Here is a 22,700-nt window from a genome sequence, read left to right as displayed (position 1 = left end):
CCGGGGCGGCGCGGCGCGTATAGAGAGGTATGCCTTCTCGCGCCCGCCACCTCGTCCTTGCCGTCGCCGTCCCGGTCGTCGCCGCCGCTGCCCTCGTCAGCTGCAGTGCCGTCAGCAAGGCCCTCGACTGCGCCCAGACCGCCGCCACCGTCGCCAGTGACGTCCAGGACCTCCAGAACGCCGTCAGCAACGCCGGCGACAGCCCGCAGGCGGCGGCCGACGCGCTGGACCAGATCTCCCAGGACCTCAAGTCCCTCAGCGCCGACACCGGCGACCCCGACGTCAGCGCCGCCGTCAAGGACCTCACCCAAGCCGTCGACAACGCCCAAACCGCCGCCGACAAGGGCCAAGTCCCCGACATCTCCCCCGTCGTCGCCGCCGCCGGCGAACTCACCAAGGTCTGCACCGCCAGCTAGCCCCGACCCGCTGGGGCTCCGCCCCGGACCCCGGTCTTCCACCGGGTTGTGGGAGAACGTTCCGCAAGGCGAGCGAAGCGAGATGGGGGCACTCCCCCGGCCTTCGGCCGGGGGTGCGGGAGGCTGGCACAACCCGGGCCACGGACCGTCGGCCGCCGACGCACCCCCGGACACCCACCGTCGTGATGCGCGCCCGCTGCCGGGTGCGGTCGGGTTGGGCCTGCCTCCCCCAAAGCTTCCTTTGGGTGGGGGTCCCCCCGGCCGGAGGCTGGGGGAGTGCCCCCACCCCCAGCCTCCGGCCGGGGCCCCCACCTCGCTTCGCTCCCCTCAGGCGGACGGCTTACCCCCAACCCGGGTGGCGGGGCTGGCGGGATAATCGACGCCATGACCCGCCTCATTCTCGCCACCCGCAACGCAGGAAAGATCACCGAGCTCCGCGCGATCCTCGCCGACGCGGGCCTGTCCCACGAGCTCGTCGGCGCCGACGCCTACCCCGAGGTACCCGACACCAAGGAAACGGGCGTCACCTTCGCCGAGAACGCCCTCCTCAAGGCCCATGCGCTGGCCCAGGCCACGGGGCATCCGGCTGTGGCCGACGACTCCGGTCTCTGCGTCGACGTCCTCGGCGGGGCCCCCGGGATCTTCTCCGCCCGGTGGTCGGGCAAGCACGGCGACGACCGCGCCAACCTCGACCTCCTGCTCGCCCAGCTCGCCGACATCGGCGAGGCGCACCGGGGCGCCCACTTCTCCTGTGCCGCCGCCCTTGCCCTTCCCGACGGCACCGAACGCGTCGTCGAGGGCCGCCTGCTTGGCACCCTCCGCCACACTCCGGCCGGCGATGGCGGCTTCGGCTACGACCCGATCCTCCAGCCGCTGGGCGACGCCCGGACCTGCGCCCAGCTCACGGCGGAGGAGAAGAACGCGATCAGCCACCGGGGCAAGGCGTTCAGGGCGCTGGTGCCGGTCGTGCGCGACCTGGTGGGCCAGTAGTCGGACCGAGGGGCCGCCGGAGAACCTCCGGAGGCCCCTCGGGGGCTGTGCGGCCGGTGGGACTCGAACCCACACGAGGGATTACCTCACTGGGACCTAAACCCAGCATGACTGCCAGTTCCATCACGGCCGCGTGCAGTCAGCCATATTACTGGGTGACCCGGGTGGGCCGGCCTCAGATTTTCAGGTCCTTGAGGAGCTTGGCGACGTGCCCGGTGGCCTTGACGTTGTACCAGGCGTGCTCGACCTTGCCCTCCTCGTCCACGACGACCGTGGAGCGGATGACGCCGGTGACGGTCTTGCCGTAGAGCTTCTTCTCGCCGAAGGCTCCGTACGCCTCCAGGACGGCCTTGTCGGAGTCGGCGACCAGCGTGACCTTGAGGGATTCCTTCTCGCGGAACTTCGCCAGCTTCTCCGGCTTGTCGGGCGAGACGCCGATGACGTCGTAGCCGGCGCCCGCCAGCAGCTCCAGGTTGTCGGTGAAGTCGCAGGCCTGCTTGGTGCAGCCGGGTGTCAGGGCGGCCGGGTAGAAGTAGACGATGACCTTGCGGCCCTTGTGCTCGGCCAGGGAGACCGGGGTGCCGTCGGCGTCGGGGAGGGTGAAGTCGGGGGCGGGTTCGCCGGGGGTGAGGCGGTCGGCCATGGGGAGCAGCTCCTCGAAAACGGGGTGCCGACGGGCGTCGGAACGTACGGACTGACAGACTGTCCGTCACGGTACCCGGCGAACTGATGGAGGAGTTGCGGTGTCGGAGGCGGACGCGAGGACCCCGGCGCAGATCGAGGCGGACATTGTCCGCAGGCGGCAGGATCTCGCCGCGGCGCTGGACGAGATCGCGGTGCGGGTGCACCCGAAGACGATCGCGGCCGATACGAAGGCGAAGGTCGCGGCCGCGGTGGATCGTACGGCCGGGAAGGCTTACGTGACCGTGAACCGCGCGGTCTCGGAAGCGCGCGGGCAGTTCACGACGGAGGACGGCAGCCCGCGCCTGGACCGGATCGTGCCGGTGGCGGTCGGGGTGGTGGCCGTGGTCGCGGTGGTGGCCGGGCTCTCGTGGCGGAGGCGACGCCGGTAACGTCGTATCTGTGAGTTCGAACAAGACCGCTACGGCGACACAGATCAATGACAAGCTCCCGATCCGGATGCTGCACGACCGCGTGCTCGTACGCAGCGACAGCCCGGAGGGCGAGCGACGCTCGGGCGGCGGCATCCTGATCCCGGCCACGGCGGCCGTCGGGAAGCGGCTGGCCTGGGCGGAGGTGGTCGCGGTCGGCCAGAACGTGCGGACGGTGGAGGTCGGGGACCGGGTGCTGTTCGACCCGGAGGACCGGGCCGAGGTCGAGGTGCGGGGCACCGCCTACGTACTGATGCGCGAGCGCGACCTGCACGCGGTGGCAGCGGAGCGCCTCCAGGGGGCCGAGGACTCCACCGGGCTCTACCTCTGATCGGCCACTGATCCGCCACCGCTGAGCTGAGGGCCGCCTACTGGAACGTGTTCTCCGCGCCCTCCGTCGTGCCGCCGAAATCGAGCCCGTCCGTCGTCGCACCGCCGCCCGTGCCGCCCGTGCTGTCCGTCCCCCCGGTCCCGCCAAGGGTCCCGCCCGTCATGCCACCGCTCGGGAAGAGGGTGGTGGGCGGGGCCGTGGTGGTCGGGACCTCGGTGGTCGGCGGGGCGCTGGTGACCGGCGGGGCGCTGGTGGCGGGAGCGGTGGTGGACGGGGCCGTGGTGGGCGGCGGGGCGGACGTGGGCGGTGCGGTGGCGCCCTTCTCCAGCTGGAGGTCGAAGCCCTGCGACGGGGTGCCCTTGAGGGCGCCGGAGGTGTAGGCGGCCCAGATCTGCGTCGGGTAGCCGCCGCCGTTGACCCGGGCGAGGCCGGTCGCGCCGTAGAGGGGTTCCTGCTTGCCGGTGTTGGAGTTCTGGCCCATGACGGCGACGACGGTGGCCAGGTTCGGGGTGTAGCCGGCGAACCAGGCGGCCTTGTCCTCCTCCATCGTGCCGGTCTTGCCCGCGGCGGGCCGGCCGGCTGCCTGCGCGGCGGTGGCGGTGCCGCCGTTGACGACCGAGCGCAGGATCGAGGTGGTGGTGTCGGCGGCCTCGCGCGTGACGACCTGCTTGGCGTCGCGCTTGGGGAGCGTGATGTCCGAGCCGTCCTTGCTGATCTTCGTGACGAGCGTGTACGGGATGTACTTGCCGTGGTTGGCGAGCGTCGCGTAGGCCTGGGCCATGTCCAGCGGGCTGGCGGTGGCGGTGCCGAGCGCCATTGACGGATTGGTGGTCAGCGACGGGGTGTTCGCCGGGAGGCCCAGCGCCACGGCGGTCGCCTTGACCTTGTCGGGGCCGACGTCCTGGGCCGTCTGCGCGAAGACCGCGTTCACGGACTTGTCCATGGCACGGGTCACGGTGATCTGCCCGTACGAGACGTTGTCCTCGTTGGCGGGCGCGTAGCCGGTGGGACCGTTGGGACCGATGACCTCGCGCTTGTTGGTGCCGTCGTAGGCCGTGTACGGGGTGATGGTGCGGCCGTCCTGGGTCTGCGACTGGTTCTCGACGGCGGAGGCGAAGATGAACGGCTTGAAGGTGGAGCCGACCTGGTAGTCGCGCCGGGTCGCGTTGTTGACGTACTGCTTGGTGTAGTCGACGCCGCCGTACATCGCGACGACGTTGCCGGTCTTGGGGTCGATGGAGGCACCGCCGGCCCGGACGTACTGGTCGACCTTGCGGGCCTTGGGGTCGAGGTTGTCGAGGAGCTGCTTCTGCGCCGCCTCGGTGAAGGCGGTCTCCTTGGGCTTCTGGATGGTGGTGGTGATGCGGTAGCCGCCGGAGCGCAGGGTCTCCTCGTCGAGGATCTTGTTTTCGGCGAGGTAGTCCTTGACCGCCTCGACGAGGTAGCCGCGCTGCCCGGACATGCCGGTGGCGCCCTTGGCCTTGTCGGTCGTGGGGAACTTGGTGGCCGCGCGGTCGCTCTCGCTGAGCCAGCTCTCCTTGACCATGCCGTCGAGGACGTAGTTCCAGCGGGCGACGGCCTTGTCCTTGTTCTCGGGGTGGGCGATGACGTCGTACTCGCTGGGGGCGTTGAGGAGTGTGGCGAGGTACGCGCCTTCGGCGACGGTCAGCCGCTCGGCGTCCTTGCCGAAGTAGGCCTGGGAGGCGGCCTGGATGCCGTAGGCGTTGCGGCCGTAGTAGCTGGTGTTGAGGTAGCCCTCGAGGATCTCGTCCTTGGTCTTCTCGCGGTCGAGCTTGATCGCGATGAAGAACTCCTTGACCTTGCGGACCGCGGTCTGCTGCTGGGTCAGGTAGTAGTTCTTGACGTACTGCTGGGTGATGGTGGAGCCGGACTGCCGGCCCTTACCGGTCGCGCTGTTCCAGGCGGCGCGGACCATGGCCTTGGGGCTGACGGCGGACTCGTGGTAGAAGTTCCGGTCCTCGGCAGCGAGGGTGGCGTATTGGGCCGTCTTGGCGACCTGGCTGAGCGTGACGTTCTCGCGGTTGACGGCGCCGTCGCGGGCGAGCTGTGAGCCGTCGGCGTACAGGTAGACATTGGACTGGGCGATGGCCCCGGCGTTGGCCTTGGGGATGTCGACCAGCATGTAGCCGGCGAGGAAGGCAGCGGCGAGTGCCAGCACAAGCAGCAGGAGGGAGCCGACGACCGTCCGCCACGTGGGGACCAGCCTGCGCAGGCCGGTTCGCTTGGGCTTGCCGCCCGTGGTGCTACTGCTCATGCTCTGTTGGACTCCTCCGCTGCTGCCTGGGGTTGTGCCGCAACGGGAACATCTTGGGTCAATCGTTGCCTACGCCCCGCAAAACACTGTCGCATCAACGGTCCGAATACGGGCATCAGCACACACTTGTGACAGGCCTGTGACAGGCCGATTGTCCTAATCCGCCCACTCGTAAGGGTGAAAAACGGTTGGAGTCTCCTCCCGGTCCACCGCTAGGCTCGTGCACTTGCGCGCGATTCGGGGGACGTACGGGGAGGGGCGGCATGAGTCTGTACGCGGCGGTCGCCGTGAGCGGCTTCCGGCGGCACTCGACGTACCGGGTGGCGACGGCGGCGGGGATCTTCACCAACACCGTCTTCGGCCTGATCATGGCGTACACGTACATCGCCCTGTGGGACCAGCGGCCGCACCTCGGCGGCTACGACCAGTCCATGGCCATCACGTACGTCTGGATCGGCCAGGCGCTCTTCATCACGGTCGCCGTCCTGGGCGGCGGCTTCCAGGACGAGTTGATCGAGCGGATCCGCAGCGGTGATGTGGCCATCGACCTCTACCGGCCGGCCGACCTGCAGGCCTGGTGGCTCGCTTCGGACCTGGGCCGGGCCGCCTTCCACCTGATCGGGCGGGGCATCGTGCCGATGCTCTTCGGCGCCTTGTTCTTCGACCTCACCATGCCTGGCACTCCGCTGACCTGGGTCTTCTTCATCCTCTCGGTGGCGATCGGGGTCGTCGTCAGCTTCGCGCTGCGCTATCTCGTCGTCCTGAGCGCCTTCTGGCTCATGGACGGCGGCGGCGTGACGACGATCTCCGGGCTGGCGACGATGTTCTTCTCCGGGATGCTGCTGCCGCTCAACGTCTTCCCCGGCACGCTCGGCGAGGTGGCGCGGCTGCTGCCCTGGTCGGCGCTGCTCCAGGTGCCGGCGGACATCTTCCTCGGGGTGCATACGGGATCAGGTCTGCTGAAGGCCCTCGCCTTCCAGGCCGGCTGGGCCGTGGTGCTGCTAGGCACGGGGCGGGCGCTGCAGGCCGTGGCAACCCGGAAGGTGGTGGTGCAAGGTGGGTGAGAGCCGTGCGCTGTTGGAGGGGCTGCGCTGCTACGGGCTGATCAGCGCGATGTGGATCCGGTCGACGATGACCTACCGCGCCTCGTTCGTGATGACGACCTTCGGCAACTTCGCCGCGACCGTGCTCGACTTCGTCGCGATCCTGCTGATGTTCTCCCAGGTCGACTCGCTCGGCGGCTTCTCACTGCCCGAGGTCGCCTTCCTGTACGGCACCTCCAGTACGGCCTTCGGCCTCGCCGACCTCCTCATGGGCAGCATGGACCGCCTCGGCCGCCGGGTCCGCGACGGCACCCTCGACACCCTGCTGGTCCGCCCGGCGCCGGTGCTGGCGCAGGTCGCCGCGGACCGCTTCGCGCTGCGCCGGCTCGGACGGATCAGCCAGGGCTCCTTCGTCCTGGTGTGGGCGCTGACGCATCTGGACGGCCTGCAGTGGACGCCACTGAAGCTGCTGCTGATGCCGGTGATGCTGCTCAGCGGGGCCGGCATCTTCTCCGCGATCTTCGTGCTCGGCGGCGCCTTCCAGTTCCTGGCCAGCGATGCCTCCGAGGTCCAGAACTCCTTTACGTACGGCGGCAACACGCTGCTGCAGTACCCACCCACCGTCTTCGCCAAGGATCTGGTGCGCGGCGTGACCTTCGTGGTCCCACTCGCCTTCGTCAACTGGCTGCCCGCGCTGCGGATCCTGGGCCGCGACGACCCGCTGGGCCTGCCCGGCTGGGTGGACTTGGCCGGGCCGCTGGTCGCGGTGGCGTGCTGCGCGGTGGCGGGACTGGCGTGGCGGACGGGCCTGCGTTCGTACCGGAGCACAGGGAGCTGATGTGGACATGTCCGATGGCTTGATCGAACTCGACGGGGTCGAGAAGGTCTTCGACGTACGACGACGTGCTGGGCTGCTGCGTCGTGAGCGGCGGCAGGTGCGGGCGGTGGACGGCATCTCCTTCACCGTGCCGCGTGGCGAGATGGTCGGCTACATCGGGCCCAACGGCGCCGGAAAGTCGACCACCATCAAGATGCTGACGGGCATTCTGACCCCCAGCGGCGGCCGGCTGCGCGTCGCCGGCATCGACCCCTCGCGGGAACGGACCCGGCTGGCCCGGCGGATCGGCGTCGTCTTCGGGCAGCGCACCACGCTGTGGTGGGACCTGCCGCTGCGGGACTCGTACCAGCTCGTCCGGCGCATGTACCGGATCCCCGACGACCGCTACCGCGTGAATCTGGAGCGCTGCGTCGAACTGCTCGACCTGCGCGACCTGTTGGAGGTCCCGGTACGCCAGCTCTCGCTCGGCCAGCGGATGCGCGGCGACATCGCGGCGGCGCTGCTGCACGACCCCGAGGTGCTGTACCTGGACGAGCCGACGATCGGGCTGGACGTGGTCAGCAAGGCCAAGGTCCGGGAGTTCCTGCGGAGCGTCAACACCGAGCAGGGAATGACGGTCCTGCTGACGACCCACGACCTGACGGACATCGAGCAGCTGTGCAGCCGGGTCATGGTCATCGACCACGGACGGCTGATGTACGACGGCGGCCTGGCCGAGCTGCACGCGGTCGGCGAGAGCGAGCGCACGCTGGTCGTCGACTTCGAGCGCGAGCTGCCGCCGGTTGAGCTGCCGGGCGCGCGGTGCGAGCGGGTGGACGGGCCCCGGCAGTGGCTGGTCTTCCCGGCGGGCTCGAGCGCGGCGCCGCTGGTGGCGGAGCTGGCGGCGCGCCATCCGGTGGTGGATCTGTCGGTACGCGAGCCGGTGATCGAGGACGTCATCGCGCGGATGTACGCGGAGAGCAGCGCGGTGGTTTGACCGCCGGGTGCGGCTCCGTGGCCGGGTTGGGCCAGCCGCCCGTCCCGCTTCGGGCGGACGGCCTACCCCCAACCCGGTCGGGAGCCCGAGGCGTTACATCATATCTTCGATGTCCGCGGCGATCGGATCGGCGTCGGTGCCGATGACGACCTGGATGGCGTTGCCCATCTTCACGACGCCGTGGGCACCGGCGGCCTTGAGTGCGGCTTCGTCGACCTTGGAGGCGTCCTCGACCTCGGTGCGCAGCCGGGTGATGCAGCCCTCGACCTCGACGATGTTCTCGATGCCGCCGAGCCCGGCGACGATCTTCTCAGCCTTGCTGGCCATCTCTCACTCCTGATTTCTCGGGATTTCTCGGGTCTCGCGTCTCGGCCGTTCGGTCCGAATTCACACGCTAGTGCACGCTCGAGCTGCTTTTGCGGGCATACACCATGCGTCGCGCACACAACTGGTCTACACCACTTTACTGCCCAGGAGTATGCACCATGAGCTCGGAAGCCGCCGCCGCGCCACAGCCTCGCAAGCCCTGGGTCAACATCCTCTTCCAGGGCCTGCAGAAGATGGGCCGCAGCCTCCAACTGCCCATCGCGGTCCTGCCGGCGGCCGGCATCCTCAACCGCCTGGGCCAGCCGGACGTCTTCGGCGCGGACGGCCTGGGTTGGAACAACGTATCCAAGGTCTTCGGCGGTGCCGGCGGCGCCCTGCTGGACGGCTCGCTCGGGCTGCCCATGCTCTTCGCGGTCGGGGTGGCCATCGGCATGGCCAAGAAGTCCGACGGGTCGACCGCGCTGGCGGCGGTCGCGGGCTTCCTCGTCTACTACGGGGTGCTGCACCAGTTCCCGGCCGACTGCCCGCGCGGTTCGGTCTTCACCGCCACCAGTGCGATCAGCGGCGCCTGCATCCCGCACGACACCCCGACGGCGGCTGCAGCGGCCGCGTACCAGAACCCGGGCGTCTTCGGCGGCATCGTCATCGGCCTGCTCACCGCCTACTTCTGGCAGCGCTTCCACCGCACCAAGCTGGTGGACTGGCTCGGCTTCTTCAACGGCCGCCGGCTCGTTCCGATCATCATGTCGTTCGTCGCCATCGTCTTCGCCGTGCTGTGTGTCTGGATCTGGCCGCCGATCGGCGACGGGCTCACCAGCTTCAGCCAGTGGCTGTCCGACCTTGGCGCCATCGGCTCGGGCATCTTCGGCGTGGCGAACCGTGCGCTGCTGACGGTGGGCCTGCACCAGTTCCTGAACGTCTTCGTCTGGTTCCAGTTCGGCGACTTCACCAAGCCCGACGGCACGGTGGTCCATGGCGACATCACGCGCTTCCTTGCGGGCGACCCGACGGCCGGTCAGTTCACCTCCGGTTTCTTCCCGATCATGATGTTCGCTCTCCCCGCGGCCGCGCTCGCCATCACGCACTGCGCCCGCCCGCACCGCCGCAAGGAGATCGGCGGCCTGATGCTCTCGGTCGCCCTCACCTCGCTCGTCACCGGCATCACCGAACCCATCGAGTACTCCTTCCTCTTCATCGCCCCTGCGCTGTACGCGATCCACGCGCTGCTCACCGGCGTCTCGATGGCGGTCACGTGGGGGCTCGGGGTGCACGACGGCTTCAGCTTCTCGGCGGGGCTCATCGACTACGTCATCAACTGGAATCTGGCCACCAGGCCGTGGCTCATCGTCCCCATCGGGCTGGTGTTCGCGGCGGTTTACTACGCGCTTTTCAGATTCGTGATCACCAGATTCGATCTTCCGACGCCGGGCCGCGAGCCCGAGGAGGTCGCGGAGGAGATGGAGAAGTCGGTGACGAAGGAGTGACGCGACGTGTCGTGACGCAGATGTGACCAGGGTAAACGGGATTCAGCCATTCCACCGAGTACTCCATACGTGCTAAAACACTGGTCTAAACCACCGAGTGGTATAGACCAGGAGGAACCACATGACCACCGCCACCGCTCCGGCGGCTCCCGCAGCGAAGAAGCGGGGATCCGGCCTGTTCCAGGGTTTGCAGAAGGTCGGCCGCAGCTTGCAGCTGCCGATCGCCGTACTGCCGGCAGCGGGCATTCTGCTCCGCTTCGGCCAGCCGGACGTCTTCGGCGCCACGGGACTTGGCTGGGACAAGGTCGCGTCCGTATTCGCCACGGCGGGCAGCGCGGTCTTCGACAACCTGCCGCTGCTGTTCTGTATAGGCGTCGCCATCGGCTTCGCCAAGAAGTCCGACGGCTCGACCGCGCTCGCCGCGCTGGTCGGATTCCTGGTCTACAAGAACGTTCTGACCGCCTTCCCCGTCACCGAGGCCAAGATCCAGAACGGCGCCGACATAGCGGCGACGTACAACAACCCCGGTGTCCTCGGCGGCATCATCATGGGTCTGCTGTCGGCCGTCATCTGGCAGCGCTTCCACCGCACCAAGCTGGTGGACTGGCTCGGCTTCTTCAACGGCCGTCGGCTCGTCCCGATCCTCATGGCCTTCGTCGGCACCGCGGTCGGTGTCTTCTTCGGCCTGGTCTGGGAGCCCATCGGCCACGTGATCAGCGACTTCGGCACGTGGATGACCGGCCTCGGCTCGCTCGGCGCGGCCCTGTTCGGCCTGGTCAACCGCGCGCTGCTCCCGGTCGGCATGCACCAGTTCGTGAACTCCGTCGCCTGGTTCCAGCTGGGTGACTTCACCAACTCCGCCCACCAGGTCGTGCACGGTGACCTGACCCGCTTCTTCGCGGGTGACAAGACCGCCGGGCAGTTCATGAGCGGCTTCTTCCCGATCATGATGTTCGGCCTGCCCGCCGCCGCGATCGCCATCGCGCACAGTGCCCGCCCGGAGCGCCGCAAGGCCGTCATGGGCATGATGATCTCGCTGGCCCTGACCTCGTTCGTCACCGGCATCACCGAGCCGATCGAGTTCTCGTTCATGTTCATCGCCCCGGTGCTCTACGGCGTCCACGCGGTGCTCACCGCGCTCTCGATGGCCGTCACATGGGGGCTCGGGGTGCACGACGGCTTCACCTTCTCCGCCGGCGCCATCGACTACATACTGAACTGGAACCTCGCGACCAAGCCATGGCTGATCATCCCGATCGGCCTGGTCTTCGCCGCGATCTACTACACGGTCTTCCGATTCGCGATCGTCAAGTTCAATCTGACGACGCCCGGCCGCGAGCCGGACGAGGAGATCGAGGACCTCACGAAGGCGTAAGGCGTAAGGCGTAATCGCAAAGCCCCGGCACCGAATCGGTGCCGGGGCTTCGTGCTGTCCGGCTGCTTGCCTAGACCTCGTAGATCGCGCCGGGGAATGCCACGGCCACCGGGCCGCCGAAGACCGCGCCGGCGTCCGCGAGGTTGACGGCGGCGTCCGTCCACGGCGGGATGTGGGTGAGGACCAGACGGCTCGCACCGGCGCGGTCAGCGTGCTCACCGGCTTCGCGGCCGTTGAGGTGCAGGGCGGGGATGTCCTCCTTGCCGTCCGTGAAGGACGCCTCGCAGAGGAAGAGGTCCACGCCCTCGGCGAGGCCCAGCAGCGCCTCGCTCGGGCCGGTGTCCCCCGAGTACGTGAGCGACTTGCCGCCGTGCTCGATCCGGAAGCCGAAGGTCTCGACGGGGTGGCTGACCCGGTCCGTGGTCACCGAGAACGGCCCGACCCGGAAGCTGCCGGGCTCCAGGGTGCGGAAGTCGAAGACCTCGCTCATGCACTTCTCGTCGGGCACGTCGCCGTATGCGGTGATGAGGCGGCGCTCGGTGCCTTCGGGGCCGTAGACCGGGATGGCTTGCGCCGGGCCGGCCTCGTGGCGGTAGTAGCGGGCGACGAAGTACGCGCACATGTCGATGCAGTGGTCGGCGTGGAGATGGCTGAGGAGGATCGCGTCCAGGTCGTACAGGCCGCAGTGGCGCTGCAGCTCGCCCAGGGCACCATTGCCCATGTCGAGCAGCAGCCGGAAGCCGTCGGCCTCTACGAGGTAGCTCGAGCAGGCCGATTCCGCGGAGGGAAACGACCCTGAGCAGCCGACGACGGTGAGCTTCATGTGCAGAAACCTCCGTGGGATGGTCCGGGGGTCTTGCGTTGGCGCATCACGGTACCCCGCTCCCACCGGAGGGGAGGGGGGTCGACGGGAGCGACCCGCCTCGTGCTCTTGAGCGTAAGCCGCCTGGCCCGCGCCCGCGCCTCCCCGGGCCGCCGTTGTGGGCGGAATCACCAGTCCGGCGGCCCGCCGTCGGCAGCGGCGCGCACCACGACAGTGCGTGGGCCGGTGGCTCAGAGCCGCCGACGGCGATCAGCCACCCACGAGAGGCCCGAAGCCTGTCGGAGGGCGAACGGGTGGGCGGGCGAGCGAAGCGGGATGGGGGTCCTCCCCCAGCCTGGCGGCTGGGGGAGAGGGAGGCGACGCGGTGGGGGCACTCTCCCCCAGACTCCGTCCGGGGGAGAGTGCCCCCACCCAGCCGCCAGGCTGGGGGACGTCGTCGACCGACGACAACGCCGCGAGCGCTGGTGCCAAGCCCGCGACGCCGCGGAGATCGACCGGACAGGCCCTAAGCCCAGAGCTGGCCGTGCAGGGCCGCCACGGCGGCCTCCGTGGAGGGGGCGGTGTAGATGCCCGTGGAGAGGTACTTCCAGCCGCCGTCGGCGACGACGAAGACGACGTCGGCAGCCTCACCGGCCCGCTCGGCCTTGCGCGCGACGCCCAGCGCAGCGTGAAGCGCGGCGCCGGTGGAGACGCCGGCGAAGATGCCCTCCTGCTGCAGGAGTTCGCGGGTGCGAGCGACGGCGTCGGCGGAGCCGACGGAGAAGCGGGTGGTGAGGACGGACTCGTCGTAGAGCTCGGGGATGAAGCCCTCGTCGAGGTTGCGGAGGCCGTAGACGAGGTCGTCGTAGCGCGGCTCGGCGGCGACGATCTGGATGCCGGGGACCTTCTCGCGCAGGAAGCGGCCGACGCCCATCAGGGTGCCCGTCGTGCCGAGCCCCGCCACGAAGTGGGTGATGGAGGGGAGGTCGGTCAGAATCTCGGGCCCGGTTGTCGCGTAGTGGGCGCCCGTGTTGTCGGGGTTGCCGTACTGGTAGAGCATCACCCAGTCGGGGTGCTCGGCGGCGAGCTCCTTGGCGACGCGTACGGCGGTGTTGGAGCCGCCCGCGGCCGGGGAGGGGATGATCTCGGCGCCCCACATGGTGAGCAGCTCGCGCCGCTCGGACGAGGTGTTCTCGGGCATCACGCAGACGATGCGGTAGCCCTTGAGCCGGGCCGCCATGGCCAGCGAGATGCCGGTGTTGCCGGAGGTGGGCTCCAGGATGGTGCAGCCGGGGGTGAGCCGGCCGTCGCGCTCGGCCTGCTCGATCATGTGCAGGGCGGGGCGGTCCTTGATGGAGCCGGTGGGATTACGGTCCTCCAGCTTGGCCCAGACGCTGACCCGGTCGGACGGGGACAGGCGCGGCAGCCGCACGAGCGGAGTGTTGCCGACGGCTGCCAGCGGGCTGTCGTACCGCATCAGCGCGTGCCCCCCGCCCGTCGCCCGGCCACCACCCCTGCCGGCCGGGGCTGCGCCCCGGCCCCTCCTGCTACGGCCGGAAGGATGGTGACGCTGTCGCCGTCGGCGAGCTTGGTGGCGATGCCGTCGAGGAAGCGGACGTCCTCGTCGTTGAGGTAGACGTTCACGAAGCGGCGCAGTTCGCCGTCCTTGACGATGCGCTCGCGGATGCCCGGGTGCCGGGTGTCGAGGTCGGTGAAGAGCTCGTCGAGCGTGGCCCCGCTGCCGTCGACGGCCTTCTGGCCGTCGGTGTAGGTGCGGAGGATGGTGGGGATTCGGACCTCGATGGCCATGCGTCGGCTCCAGTGACGTAAGGAAAAGTGCGGGCTGCGGGTGGCGTCAGGCGCACAAACATGCCGCGCTGGCGAGGCGGCACAGGTCGACGTGCAACCGCGCCACGAGCAGCACGCCCGGCGCCTTGTCGCTCACGTCGTGGAAAACCATGCGGTCATCGTATCGATTCCCCCGACGGGCTCAGGAACGCCGTCCCAGGATACGGACGGCCCACGGGCATCAGACGACGCTGACCTCTTCTTCTGTCACTTCGCCGTCCACGATGCGGAACGAGCGGAACTGGAAGGGCCCGGCCCCGTCGGTATCGGCGGTGGAGACCAGGACGTAGTGGGCGCCCGGCTCGTTCGCATACGAGATGTCCGTACGGGACGGGTAGGCCTCGGTCGCGGTGTGGGAGTGGTAGATGACCACCGGCTCCTCGTCGCGGTCGTCCAGCTCGCGGTACAGCTTGAGCAGATCCGTGGAGTCGAACTCGTAGAACGTGGGCGAGCGGGCCGCGTTGAGCATCGGGATGTGCCGCTCGGGCCGGTCGGATCCCGCCGGGCCCGCGATGACTCCACAGGCCTCGTCCGGGTGGTCGGCGCGGGCGTGGGCGACAAGGGCGTCGTGGAGGGCCTGGGTGATGGTCAGCATGTTCGTCAGGATAAGCAGGCGGCCCCCGTACGGTCGTACGGAGGCCGCTTGCTGAGACGTACGTATTACGGCTGGACGGCCAGCACCGCGCGCCGCTTGGCGACCTGGTAGCCGATGCCGAGGAGCGCGAACCACACGGCCCAGACGTACAGGCCGAGCCGGGTGTCGGCGTCGGTGGCCATCAGGACGACCACGAAGCCCAGCGCGAGGATGCCGATCCAGTTGGTGACGGGCGCGCCCGGCATCCGGAAGTCGGCGGCGGGCAGGATCCCGGCGCGGACCCGCGAGCGGTAGCGCAGGTGAGCGGCGAGGATGACGATCCAGGTCCACAGGCCCGCACAGGTGGCGACCGACGTGATGTAGACGAAGGCCTTGTCCGGCGAGACGATGTTGACGATCACGCCGATGCCCATGACCAGCGTGGACAGCACCAGCGCGGGCAGCGGGAGCTGCCGGCCGCTGAGCTTCTGCATGGCCTGTGGGGCCTCGCCGTTGACGGCCAGGCCGCGCAGCATGCGGCCGGTGGAGTAGATGCCGGAGTTGCAGGAGGACAGGGCTGCGGTGAGGACCACGAAGTTCATGATCCCGGCCGCTCCGGGGATGCCGACCTGGGCGAAGACCTGCACGAAGGGGCTGACGCCGGGCTTGTAGTGGGTCCAGGAGAAGACCGACAGCAGCACGATCAGCGCGCCGACGTAGAAGATGCCGATGCGGACCGGGAGGGTGTTGATCGCCTTGCGCAGGGTCTGCTTGGGGTTCTCGGCCTCGCCCGCGGTGATGCCGACCAACTCGACGCCCAGGTAGGCGAAGATGACGCCCTGCATGGCGAGCATGGCCTGCCAGGCGCCGTTGGGCGCGAAGCCGCCGTCGGCCCACAAGTGGCTCACGGAGGCGGTGTCACCGGCGGAGGAGAAGCCGAAGGTGAGGACGCCGATACCGATCACGATCATGGCGATGATCGCCACGACCTTGATCGTGGAGAACCAGAACTCCAGCTCGCCGAAGAGCTTGACCGAGACCAGGTTCGCGACGAAGAGCGCCACCAGGGCGACCGCCGCCGTGCTCCAGACCGGGATCGCCGGCCACCAGTAGTTGATGTACGCGCCCGCCGCCGTCACCTCGGACATGCAGGCGGTGACCCACAGCGCCCAGTACGACCAGCCGGTGGCGAAGCCCGCGAAGGGGCCGAAGAACTCGCGTGCGTAGTCGGCGAAGCTGCCGGAGGTGGGGCGGTAGGTGAGGAGCTCGCCCAGGGCACGCATGATGAAGAAGATCACGACGCCGGCGACGGCGTAGCAGGCGATCAGGCTGGGCCCGATCGCGGCGATCGACTTACTGGATCCGTAGAAGAGGCCGGTGCCGATGGCACCGCCGATGGCGATCATCTGGACCTGGCGGGAGCCCAGCCCGCGTTTGTAACCCTCTTCGGGCGTGGCCCCCAGGGCCTTGCCGCCGTCGGATTCGCCCTCGTGTCGCTCGACCTGCGTCGAGGTCATGGTGATGCGCCTTTCGCTCCAGTGCCGGTGTCCCCCCGGAAGGTGGAGTTGCGCGCCGACGGTCGGTCGGCGCAGCGCACCGGCCGCGACAGGGGTGGCGTCGCGGCCGGCAGTCGTGGATTCCTATCACGCAAAAGATTGCGGGCATATTGCGCGAATGTGGGCCACGCCACAGCGAGAAGCGGGCATAGCGTCACGGAAATGGGAAAACCACCCGATCGAGGTGATCGGATCGTTATCCAGAATTGAGCGTCCGCTGAGCGAACGCCTGCGGCGAGCACAGCCGGAAGTCCGGCGGCCCAGCCGTCACCGCATGAGCGTCTCGACGAGCGTCTCCTGCAGACCGCCCAGCCACAGATAAGCCATCACCATCGGCTTGCGCGGATCGGAGTCCGGCAGCCGGTAGAGGTCGTTGTCGTCCTCGCTGACCTCGAGCCGGGTCCCTATCGTCAGCCGCAGATCGTTGAGCGTCCCGAGCCACTGCCGGGACTCGTCGGGGCTGAGTTTGAGGACCGGTCCGCCGGCGGCCGCGTCGAGGGTGCGTACGACCGCGAGCGCGTCGTCGCGCTTGCGGGTCCGCAGATCGTTCTCGGTGAAGCGGCGGAAGTCGGAGGACTCGGTGTCGTCCTCATACGCGTCCGGGAAGAGCCGGGCCAGGGCCGGGTCCTCCGGGGGCTTGCTGGGGCCCTCGGAGAAGAGCTCCGCGAGCGGGTCGGCGTCGGAGTCCTGGACGCCGCCCGGGCCGAGCAGCTCCAGGAGTTGCACGCTGAGGCTGCGGAGGATGGAGACCTCGACCTCGTCGAGCGCGATGGCGGCGCCGCCGCCGGGGACGGCCTCGAAGTACCCCGTCATCAGCGGTCCTGCTGCAGGGTGGCCCACAGCCCGTAACCGTGCATCGCCTGCACGTCACGCTCCATCTCCTCGCGGGTGCCGCTGGAGACCACGGCCCGGCCCTTGTGGTGGACATCCATCATGAGCTTGGTCGCCTTGTCCTTCGGATAGCCGAAGTACGCCTGGAAGACGTAGGTCACGTAGCTCATGAGGTTGACCGGGTCATTGTGGACGATCGTCACCCACGGAACATCCGGTGCCGGAACCGCGAAGGGGGCTTCCGCCTCGGCTTCACGCTCGATCTCGACTGGGGTGGCCACACTCACACCCCCATCGTGTCACCCGGGGTGAGGGCCATGGCAAACGGGGTCCAGAGAAATCGTCACTCTGACGAGAGGACGCGCTAGCATCTTCGCCATGAGCACTGCAGACCTGGGGCTGCCCGTGACAGTCCCGTCCACCGCGCTGTTCACTGACCGTTACGAGCTGACGATGCTGCAGGCGGCCCTGCGCAGCGGCGCGGCGCACCGGCGGTCGGTATTCGAGGTCTTCACCCGGCGGCTGCCGGAGGGCCGGCGATACGGCGTCGTGGCGGGCACCGGCCGCGTACTGGACGCGGCGGAGAACTTCCGCTTCGACGAGAGCGTCCTGGGCTTCCTGGAGCAGGAGCGGGTCGTGGACGGGCCCACCCTGGAATGGCTGGCCGGCTACCGCTTCCGAGGCGACATCGTCGGCTACCCGGAGGGCGAGGTGTACTTCCCCGGCTCCCCGATCCTCCGGGTCGAGGGCACCTTCGCCGAGGCGGTGCTGCTCGAGACGGTGATCCTGTCCATCCTCAACCACGACAGCGCCATCGCCGCCGCCGCGTCCCGGATGGCCGTCGCGGCCGTCGGCCGTCCGCTGATGGAGATGGGCGCCCGCCGCACCCACGAGCTCGCGGCGGTCGCCGCCGCCCGGGCCGCGTACGTCGGCGGCTTCGTCTCGACCTCGAATCTCGCCGCCGGCTTCCGCTACGGCCTGCCCACCATCGGCACCAGCGCCCACGCCTTCACCCTCCTCCACGACAACGAGCGCGACGCCTTCACCGCTCAGGTCGAATCGCTGGGCCGCGGGACGACGCTGCTGGTGGATACCTACGACGTCGCGTCGGCGGTCCGGGCGGCGGTCGAGATCGCCGGGCCCGAGCTCGGTGCCGTACGGATCGACTCGGGCGACCTGCTGCTGCTCGCGCACCGGGTGCGGCAGCAGCTGGACGACCTGGGCGCGAAGTCCACGAAGATCGTGGTGACCTCCGACCTGGACGAGTACGCCATCGCCTCGCTCGCGGCGGCGCCGGTGGACGCGTACGGCGTCGGCACGTCGCTGGTGACCGGCAGCGGGCACCCGACCTGCTCGATGGTCTACAAGCTGGTCGCGCGGGCCGTGTCCGACGAGCCGGACGCCCCGCTGGAGGCCGTGGCCAAGAAGTCGATGGGCGCCAAGACCAGTATCGGCGGCCGCAAATGGGCCGCCCGGCGCCTCGACGAGGACGGCGTCGCCGAGGCCGAGGTCATCGGGACCGGGCCGGTCCCCGCCGAGTTGGCCGAACGGCTGATCCAGGTGCCGCTGATGCGCGACGGCGAGAGCGTCGGGCGCGAGCCGATGGCGGCGGCGCGCGCCCGCCACATCGAGGCGCGCGCCGGGCTCCCGTTGTCGGCGACCCAGCTGTCGCGCGGGGAGCCGGTGCTGCCCACTGTGTACACGTGAGCCGTCCGCCCCTAGAGTCATTGACTGCCCGCAGCTACCGGAAGGATGCGCCATGCACCGCGCACTGATCGTCGCGGACGTCCAGAACGACTTCTGCGAGGGCGGGAGCCTCCCGGTCGCCGGTGGCGCGGATGTCGCCGCCGCGATCACCGACCTCGTCGGGCAGTCCAACACCATCGGCTACCGCCACGTCGTCGCCACCCGCGACCACCACATCGCCCCCGGCAACCACTTCGCCGACCGCCCCGACTTCGTCCACTCCTGGCCCGTCCACTGCGTCGCCGGTACGGAGGGTGTGGGCTTCCACCCGAACTTCGCGCCTGCCGTCGCGTCCGGCGCGGTCGACGCCGTCTTCTCCAAGGGCGCGTACGCGGCCGCGTACAGCGGCTTCGAAGGCCTCGACGAGAACGGGGAGGGCCTGGCGGACTGGCTCCGGGCGCGCGGTGTCACCGAGGTGGATGTCGTGGGCATCGCCACGGACCACTGCGTGCGGGCCACGGCGCTTGATGCGGTGCGGGAGGGTTTCCATACGCGCGTCCTGCTTGACCTGACGGCGGGGGTCGCGCCCGCGACGACAGAGCAGGCGCTCGAAGAGCTCCGCGACGCCGGCGCCGAGCTCACCGGCAAGCCCCTCGTAGCCAATTCCTGACGCCGCCCTCGCACTGCTCGGCCCCGGGGGCCTCCCAGGCTTCGGGACGGCTGCGCTGGACTCTCCCCCAGACTCCGTCTGGGGGAGAGTCCAGCGCAGCGACTCGAAGCCCGCGAAGCGGCGCGAGAGGCGCAGAAAAAGAGGGGCACCCGGCCACGGGCCCGCAGGCGCCAACGCAACCCCCGCCACCCGCCCAGCAGGAGCGCCCCAGCCGCAGGGGCGGTAGCCCTCAGCGGAGGGCCGAGAACGACTGCCAGCCGACCGCGTCCGTCGCGGCGACATCGCGCCAGACGAGGCCGTCGGGGTGGTGGAGGACCGCCTGGACCTCGTCCGGCGTGGGCGGGTGGGCATTGCCGACGAGACGGACGGCGCGGAAGCCGAGGTTGCGGAGGCGGGTGAGGGCGCGTTGGCGGTTGGCGGCGAGGACGATGACGCGGATGTCGTCGCCGGGGGCGGCGCCGGGGCGGGGCAGGCGGAGGGCGACGACGACATCGCCGCTGGGGAGCCGGGTAAATCCGCCGGAGGCCATAGGCACATGATCAGCTGAATGGCCCCCGTCCACCAGGGGCGGGGGCCATTCGGGTCATTTCGAGTGAATATCGATCAAGAAGTGATCACTTCGTGGAAGGATCGACCGCGACGGTGACCGTGCTGGTGCCCTTCGAATGCCAGAGGATCTTGATCTTCGTTAGACCAGGTCCTGCTAGGAGTCGACAGTGCCGGTGAGGGCGGGCTGGTCGCTGGCGTCGCGCGGGATGGCGGCGCCGCCGACCGTGCCGTCGACGGGGGTCCAGGAGGTGCCGCCGTCGGTGGACACCTCGGTGTAGAGGTAGTCGTAAGCGGTCTCGATGTCGTACAAGCCCTTGAGGGACAGGCTCGCCGGGGTCTTGCCGGTGAGGTCGACATCGCGGGTGAGGGTGTTGCTCAGGCTGATGCCGCTGCCGCTCCACCACTGGTACGAGCCGGAGGCCGGGGTGAACACATGCCGCCGCGAAGAGAGCGCGATGCGACCCCGTGCGCCCCCTGTGCTTCCGCACCGTGGGTTAGGTCACGCTTACCAGCCGTTCCCTAGGGGCATGTCGGAACGTAGAGTCTGTGGTTGGCGCGCCACGCACAGAGCCACACAAATCGCGAAGTACCGCCCTACCCAACGCTCGACGCCATCGACGTATACGAGGACGGACCCCCGACATGCCGCGTCCTACCACTGCCCAAATCGCCTACGGTTCAGCCACCGTGGTGCTCTCCACCCTCGCGATGCTGCTGCTCTCCGAGGCGCGATCGGGTATCGGCGTCGTCGTCATCGCGGCCGCCGGTCTCGTGCTCGGCGTCCTGGTCGCCGTGACGGTGCCGATCCCACTGACCGCCCGGGCCAAGGTCCGTACAGCCGCAGCGCAGGCATCGGCCGCGGCGGGCACCCCGATTCCGCGCGTGCGCATACCCAGCAATGCCGAGTCGCGCGTGACCGAGCACTCGCTGCGCCACTGACCGCTGACACCGCGAAAAGCGAAAAGGCCCCGGACCGAAGTCCGGGGCCGTCGTCATGTCAGCCTGCCTGTACGACCACGGTCTTGGCCGCCTTGTCGTGCAGGCACTGCTGGTACGGCTTGTCCCAGGTGCACCACAGCACGTTCAGCAGCCAGAAGATCGCGCCGATGCAGATCGCCGACAGGACGCCCGGCAGCACGTAGACCGCGGCGCGCTGCCAGCCGGCGTTGCCGGGGGCGTTGCCGTCGGCCAGTTGGGCGACGCGGATCTTCAGGACCATCTTGCCGAGGGTTTGGCCGGTGCGGGAGACCATGACGCCCTCGTAGACGAAGTACAGGCCGTAGATGAGCAGGTCGGCGAGGAACTGCCTGCCGAAGCCGATGCCCCCCGCGTCGGACCAGTGGCCGGCGTAGATCGCGATGCTCACGATCACCGCGATCACGATGAGCGGGACCGTGTCGATCAGCCGGGCCAGGAAGCGCTGGCCGTGTGTCGCCAGGGGCGGCATGCCGGGCGGGACCGCGCCAGGGCCATAGCCGGGGTTGTAACCGGGTGCGGGGCCGGGGCCCGGGACCGCGCCGGGGCCTGTGCCGGACCCGGGGCCGGTGGGTTGAGTGCCGTAGAAATTCTGACCGTACGGATCCTTATCACTCATACGGTGAGTGAAGCAGCGAATCGGATGGCCGTAAAGATCTCCGACGACATGTCAGGCAGTGGAGACGACGACCGTCTGACCCGCCTTGTCGTGCAGGCACTGCCGGTAGGGCTTGTCCCAGGTGCACCAGAGCACATTGACGAGCCAGAAGATCGAACCGCAGCAGGGGATGATCGGCACCAGCGCATAAGTGGCCTCGCGCTTGAGGGCCGCCTCGGTGGTGGGGCGCGAGCCGTCCGCGAGCATGCCGACGCGCACCTTCAGCAGCATCTTGCCGAGGCTCTGGCCGTGCCGGGTCAGCATGAAGACCTGGTAGATGAGATAGATGACGGCGTAGATCACCGACTCGGCGTAGGACGCACCGGTGTTGTGGTAGTCGTAGTTGCGGAAGGCCGCGCCCATGATGGCGTACACCGGGATGCCGACGATCAGCGCGTCGACGATTCGGGCGAGCAGCCGTCGGCCACGGTTCGCCAAGGGCGGCATGCCCTGCAGCGGGTCGGGCGGCGGCTCACTTCCGTACGGGCTCGCCGACGGCGGCGGGGGCGGATGCGGCGCCGTCGGAGGCCGGTCGTATGGCGAACCGCTCGGCGGAGGCTGCGGGGGCTCCTGATCGGATTCCGGCTTCTTCGCGAACGGGTCGTCATCGGTGCTCATGATCCGAGTGAAACCCGGACAATACGGCCTCGCCTCCGGCAGGAGCCGTTCGGGTGTCAGTCGCCTGCCACGAAGGTCCTGGCCGCCTTGTCGTGCCAGCACTGCCGCCACGGCCGGTCGAACAGGCACCACGCCAGTCCCACGAAGCCGATCACCACCGCGTCGAGCACCGTGTGCGTCAGCCAGCGGCGCAGGGCGGCGGCGAAGCCCGGCTCGTACTGGGACTCGATGTCCAGCACCTTCAGCTTCAGCAGCTTCTTGCCGAGGGTACGACCCCACTTGGCGGTCGGCAGCACCTCGTAGAGCAGTCCGGTGACGAGGACGACGGCCGCGAGGATGCCGAGCTGCACGCTGGTCGTGCCGTCGATCAGCCACACCGTGACGGTCTCGCCGGTCTGCCGCGCCGCGTCCGTCTTCTGCTGGATGTGGTCGTACGCCGCCGAGCCCAGTGGCACCGCTGCCACGGCGGCGACGGCTCCCACGATCAGCGAGTCCACGATGCGGGCCACCAGCCGCTTGCCGAGCGACGCCGGCCGCGCCTGCTCCTGCGCCGCCAGCAGGAACGGATCGCTCACCGGCGGCTTCCATGGCATCGGCGCCGACTCTGCCGCCTGCTCCCCCCGGCCGCCACCCTGCCCCTGTCGGGCCAGCTCGTGCACCTGCTGCGCCCACGGCGCGGGGGCAGGAGCCGGGGCGGCCTGGGACTGCGCCGGCACGGCGGGGCGGGGCGCCACGGCGGCCGGGGCGGGGGCTGGGGCCGGGGCCG

Annotated in this window: 27 protein-coding genes, 1 tRNA gene and 1 pseudogene; 12 read left to right on the top strand and 17 right to left on the bottom strand. The window is 69.5% G+C overall.

Translation table 11 applies throughout. The annotated features are described in order from the left end of the window. Positions 1-29: 29 nt before the first annotated feature. Complete coding sequence (locus EFK10_RS29445) at positions 30-416, top strand: hypothetical protein (protein WP_127358696.1); 387 nt, start codon at positions 30-32, stop codon at positions 414-416. Between the two features lie 384 nt (positions 417-800). Further along, complete coding sequence (gene rdgB, locus EFK10_RS29440) at positions 801-1,406, top strand: RdgB/HAM1 family non-canonical purine NTP pyrophosphatase (RefSeq protein WP_127358695.1); 606 nt, start codon at positions 801-803, stop codon at positions 1,404-1,406. A 48-nt stretch (positions 1,407-1,454) separates the two neighbouring features. Here rdgB and EFK10_RS29435 read toward each other — a convergent pair. Together EFK10_RS29435 and bcp are read right to left on the bottom strand one after the other, a co-directional pair. Beyond that, positions 1,455-1,539, bottom strand: a tRNA-Leu gene (locus EFK10_RS29435). A gap of 42 nt (positions 1,540-1,581) precedes the next feature. Continuing rightward, on the bottom strand, positions 1,582-2,049 hold the full coding sequence (bcp, locus tag EFK10_RS29430) for a thioredoxin-dependent thiol peroxidase (RefSeq protein WP_127358694.1): 468 nt from the start codon (positions 2,047-2,049) through the stop codon (positions 1,582-1,584). 100 nt (positions 2,050-2,149) lie between these two features. On the opposite strand from bcp, the gene EFK10_RS29425 reads away from it, so the two are divergent. After that, complete coding sequence (locus tag EFK10_RS29425; protein ID WP_127358693.1) at positions 2,150-2,479, top strand: DUF3618 domain-containing protein; 330 nt, start codon at positions 2,150-2,152, stop codon at positions 2,477-2,479. A 67-nt stretch (positions 2,480-2,546) separates the two neighbouring features. Next, the gene (locus EFK10_RS29420) at positions 2,547-2,849 is read left to right on the top strand and encodes a GroES family chaperonin (RefSeq protein ID WP_127358706.1); all 303 of its coding nucleotides are present in this window, start codon (positions 2,547-2,549) and stop codon (positions 2,847-2,849) included. A gap of 37 nt (positions 2,850-2,886) precedes the next feature. Here the strand turns inward: EFK10_RS29420 and EFK10_RS29415 are convergent, their stop codons facing one another. After that, a complete protein-coding gene (locus tag EFK10_RS29415; RefSeq protein ID WP_127358692.1) occupies positions 2,887-5,124 on the bottom strand; it encodes a transglycosylase domain-containing protein in 2,238 nt (745 codons plus the stop codon). 263 nt (positions 5,125-5,387) lie between these two features. On the opposite strand from EFK10_RS29415, the gene EFK10_RS29410 reads away from it, so the two are divergent. Genes EFK10_RS29410 through EFK10_RS29400 form a run of 3 tightly spaced genes read left to right on the top strand, consistent with a single transcriptional unit; the run spans position 5,388 to position 7,981 of the window. Continuing rightward, positions 5,388-6,188: an ABC transporter permease gene (locus EFK10_RS29410; protein ID WP_127358691.1), complete on the top strand. Its 801-nt coding sequence runs from the start codon at positions 5,388-5,390 to the stop codon at positions 6,186-6,188. Continuing rightward, positions 6,181-7,005 carry an ABC transporter permease gene (locus EFK10_RS29405; protein ID WP_240677544.1) on the top strand — a complete coding sequence of 275 codons (825 nt, stop codon included), beginning with the start codon at positions 6,181-6,183 and terminating at the stop codon, positions 7,003-7,005. Before EFK10_RS29410 ends, EFK10_RS29405 begins: the two co-directional genes overlap by 8 nt. A gap of 7 nt (positions 7,006-7,012) precedes the next feature. Next, the gene (locus EFK10_RS29400) at positions 7,013-7,981 is read left to right on the top strand and encodes an ABC transporter ATP-binding protein (protein ID WP_127358690.1); all 969 of its coding nucleotides are present in this window, start codon (positions 7,013-7,015) and stop codon (positions 7,979-7,981) included. 93 nt (positions 7,982-8,074) lie between these two features. Here EFK10_RS29400 and EFK10_RS29395 read toward each other — a convergent pair whose 3' ends face one another. Further along, positions 8,075-8,308: a glucose PTS transporter subunit EIIB gene (locus EFK10_RS29395; RefSeq protein ID WP_127358689.1), complete on the bottom strand. Its 234-nt coding sequence runs from the start codon at positions 8,306-8,308 to the stop codon at positions 8,075-8,077. Positions 8,309-8,466: 158 nt separating this feature from the next. On the opposite strand from EFK10_RS29395, the gene EFK10_RS29390 reads away from it, so the two are divergent. Together EFK10_RS29390 and EFK10_RS29385 are read left to right on the top strand one after the other, a co-directional pair. Continuing rightward, on the top strand, positions 8,467-9,792 hold the full coding sequence (locus EFK10_RS29390; protein WP_127358688.1) for a PTS transporter subunit EIIC: 1,326 nt from the start codon (positions 8,467-8,469) through the stop codon (positions 9,790-9,792). Positions 9,793-9,913: 121 nt separating this feature from the next. Then, positions 9,914-11,167, top strand: coding sequence for a PTS transporter subunit EIIC (locus EFK10_RS29385; protein WP_127358687.1), 1,254 nt, complete (start codon positions 9,914-9,916; stop codon positions 11,165-11,167). 70 nt (positions 11,168-11,237) lie between these two features. Here the strand turns inward: EFK10_RS29385 and EFK10_RS29380 are convergent, their stop codons facing one another. The 8 genes from EFK10_RS29380 to clpS form a co-directional block, all read right to left on the bottom strand. Then, entirely contained in the window at positions 11,238-11,990 is a 753-nt protein-coding gene (locus tag EFK10_RS29380) for an MBL fold metallo-hydrolase (protein WP_127358686.1), read from the bottom strand. 505 nt (positions 11,991-12,495) lie between these two features. Continuing rightward, on the bottom strand, positions 12,496-13,446 hold the full coding sequence (locus EFK10_RS29375; RefSeq protein ID WP_127358685.1) for a PLP-dependent cysteine synthase family protein: 951 nt from the start codon (positions 13,444-13,446) through the stop codon (positions 12,496-12,498). Beyond that, a complete protein-coding gene (locus EFK10_RS29370) occupies positions 13,446-13,778 on the bottom strand; it encodes a MoaD/ThiS family protein (RefSeq protein WP_127358684.1) in 333 nt (110 codons plus the stop codon). Before EFK10_RS29370 ends, EFK10_RS29375 begins: the two co-directional genes overlap by 1 nt. Before the next feature lie 46 nt (positions 13,779-13,824). Continuing rightward, positions 13,825-13,929: a putative leader peptide gene (locus EFK10_RS52835; protein WP_322973425.1), complete on the bottom strand. Its 105-nt coding sequence runs from the start codon at positions 13,927-13,929 to the stop codon at positions 13,825-13,827. 69 nt (positions 13,930-13,998) lie between these two features. Continuing rightward, the gene (locus EFK10_RS29365; RefSeq protein ID WP_127358683.1) at positions 13,999-14,412 is read right to left on the bottom strand and encodes a Mov34/MPN/PAD-1 family protein; all 414 of its coding nucleotides are present in this window, start codon (positions 14,410-14,412) and stop codon (positions 13,999-14,001) included. A 65-nt stretch (positions 14,413-14,477) separates the two neighbouring features. Further along, the gene (locus EFK10_RS29360; RefSeq protein WP_127358682.1) at positions 14,478-15,908 is read right to left on the bottom strand and encodes an amino acid permease; all 1,431 of its coding nucleotides are present in this window, start codon (positions 15,906-15,908) and stop codon (positions 14,478-14,480) included. A 306-nt stretch (positions 15,909-16,214) separates the two neighbouring features. Next, positions 16,215-16,760: a DUF2017 domain-containing protein gene (locus EFK10_RS29355; RefSeq protein ID WP_127358681.1), complete on the bottom strand. Its 546-nt coding sequence runs from the start codon at positions 16,758-16,760 to the stop codon at positions 16,215-16,217. Then, on the bottom strand, positions 16,760-17,065 hold the full coding sequence (clpS, locus tag EFK10_RS29350) for an ATP-dependent Clp protease adapter ClpS (protein WP_127358680.1): 306 nt from the start codon (positions 17,063-17,065) through the stop codon (positions 16,760-16,762). The genes EFK10_RS29355 and clpS overlap by 1 nt, the downstream gene beginning before the upstream one ends. Positions 17,066-17,156: 91 nt before the next feature. Between clpS and EFK10_RS29345 the strand changes: the two genes are divergently transcribed. Together EFK10_RS29345 and EFK10_RS29340 are read left to right on the top strand one after the other, a co-directional pair. Then, positions 17,157-18,485 carry a nicotinate phosphoribosyltransferase gene (locus tag EFK10_RS29345; RefSeq protein WP_127358679.1) on the top strand — a complete coding sequence of 443 codons (1,329 nt, stop codon included), beginning with the start codon at positions 17,157-17,159 and terminating at the stop codon, positions 18,483-18,485. Between the two features lie 52 nt (positions 18,486-18,537). After that, complete coding sequence (locus EFK10_RS29340; protein ID WP_127358678.1) at positions 18,538-19,134, top strand: isochorismatase family protein; 597 nt, start codon at positions 18,538-18,540, stop codon at positions 19,132-19,134. A 229-nt stretch (positions 19,135-19,363) separates the two neighbouring features. Here EFK10_RS29340 and EFK10_RS29335 read toward each other — a convergent pair whose 3' ends face one another. Next, a complete protein-coding gene (locus tag EFK10_RS29335) occupies positions 19,364-19,663 on the bottom strand; it encodes a hypothetical protein (protein WP_127358677.1) in 300 nt (99 codons plus the stop codon). 177 nt (positions 19,664-19,840) lie between these two features. Further along, positions 19,841-20,116: pseudogene (locus EFK10_RS29330) on the bottom strand (immune inhibitor A domain-containing protein); the annotation flags it as partial. Positions 20,117-20,325: 209 nt separating this feature from the next. On the opposite strand from EFK10_RS29330, the gene EFK10_RS29325 reads away from it, so the two are divergent. After that, positions 20,326-20,622: a hypothetical protein gene (locus EFK10_RS29325; RefSeq protein WP_127358675.1), complete on the top strand. Its 297-nt coding sequence runs from the start codon at positions 20,326-20,328 to the stop codon at positions 20,620-20,622. Positions 20,623-20,680: 58 nt separating this feature from the next. On the opposite strand, the gene EFK10_RS29320 is transcribed toward EFK10_RS29325, so the two are convergent. From EFK10_RS29320 to EFK10_RS29310, 3 genes are all read right to left on the bottom strand, one after another. Continuing rightward, positions 20,681-21,277, bottom strand: a complete 597-nt coding sequence (locus EFK10_RS29320) for an RDD family protein (protein ID WP_240677543.1) — start codon at positions 21,275-21,277, stop codon at positions 20,681-20,683. Positions 21,278-21,328: 51 nt separating this feature from the next. Continuing rightward, on the bottom strand, positions 21,329-21,934 hold the full coding sequence (locus EFK10_RS29315) for an RDD family protein (protein WP_127358673.1): 606 nt from the start codon (positions 21,932-21,934) through the stop codon (positions 21,329-21,331). A gap of 56 nt (positions 21,935-21,990) precedes the next feature. Beyond that, on the bottom strand, positions 21,991-22,700 hold a 710-nt coding region (locus EFK10_RS29310), incomplete at its 5' end, for an RDD family protein (RefSeq protein WP_164836194.1).

The sequence above is a fragment of the Streptomyces soli genome (genome assembly GCF_003999195.1).
Taxonomy (GTDB): Bacteria; Actinomycetota; Actinomycetes; order Streptomycetales; family Streptomycetaceae; genus Actinacidiphila; species Actinacidiphila soli.
This window is presented reverse-complemented; position numbering and strand designations above follow the sequence as displayed.